We start from the raw sequence: 1,014 nt of genomic DNA on the forward strand, positions 1-1,014 counted from the left end.
GGCGCTGCAAGTCCCCTCTCCCCTCGGGGAGAGGTCAGCCGAGCGAAGCGGAGGCTGGGTGAGGGGGCTGCCTCGCCGTCACTACCAGGGGTGGAGGATCTGAGATGAATCAAGCCAAAAACAAAACCTCCAAAACCCTATTTCGGCGCCTGCCGGCCCTGCTTGGGCGTGCGGCTCTGCACGCTCCTTGCGTCCATCGTCATGGCCGGGCTGCCTTCGTCGACCAATATGTCGGCCACCCGGGCAAAGCCGGTGAATACTTTCATGGCATCGGCTTCGGAAATCTGCGCGGCGATTGCCGCGCTGCAGGCGTTGAGGGCGCTGCGGTAGACATGGCCGCGCCGCTCGAGCGGCCAGCGTTGCAGGAAGTCGGCAGCTTCGCTGACGCTGTCGATCTCTTCAATCTGCTCGTCCATCCGCACCTTGAGCGGCACTCCGGTCTTCATCGTACCCACGGCGTTCACCTTCGCTTTGCGCGCGGCTCTACCTACCGCTTTCATAAACGCGCCGCGCCGGCGGGCGGTTGCATCAATTTTTCGGCCGGCGCGCGCCTGTCACCAACCGGCCACGGCATCCAGCCAGTCATGGGCGCGGCTTTTCGGCTTCGCCACAACTATGTTCTGTTGCCTGGCCGCCTTGGTGAGAGCCTCGAAGGCGATGCGCTGGCAGCAGGTGCCGTCGACGGCGAGCGCGACCAGCCGGGCCGCCTCGACATAGCCAGGTGCTGTCTTGTCGGGCCATTGCTGGCTCAGCGCCCTGGCGGCCTCGGCCACCGAGCTGACCAGCATGGTTGTGTTGTCGCAAAAGCGCAGGGTAACCGGCATGAAGGCTGTCATCGGCATCTCTCCCGTGTCCGTGGACGCCGCATAACGTCGAAAATTCGCGCTGGTTCCATTAGCCCTGATGCGGGCAAGCTCTCGCGTGTGCTGCCATGAGCGAACGGCCCTTCATGCAGCTCTACGTCTCCGATTTCGTCGGCGACACGCTGCAGCTCTCCACCGAGCAGATCGGCGC

2 protein-coding genes are annotated in these 1,014 nt (G+C 64.2%); both read right to left on the bottom strand.

Annotation, left to right across the window (positions count from 1 at the left end):
- Positions 1-137 precede the first annotated feature (137 nt).
- Positions 138-446, bottom strand: coding sequence for a DUF982 domain-containing protein (locus tag EN935_RS37565; protein WP_164548892.1), 309 nt, complete (start codon positions 444-446; stop codon positions 138-140).
- A 108-nt stretch (positions 447-554) separates the two neighbouring features.
- Positions 555-836, bottom strand: coding sequence for a DUF982 domain-containing protein (locus EN935_RS37570; RefSeq protein ID WP_127265185.1), 282 nt, complete (start codon positions 834-836; stop codon positions 555-557).
- Positions 837-1,014: the final 178 nt, after the last annotated feature.

The organism is Mesorhizobium sp. M7D.F.Ca.US.004.03.1.1, assembly GCF_003998635.1.
GTDB lineage: Bacteria > Pseudomonadota > Alphaproteobacteria > Rhizobiales > Rhizobiaceae > Mesorhizobium > Mesorhizobium loti.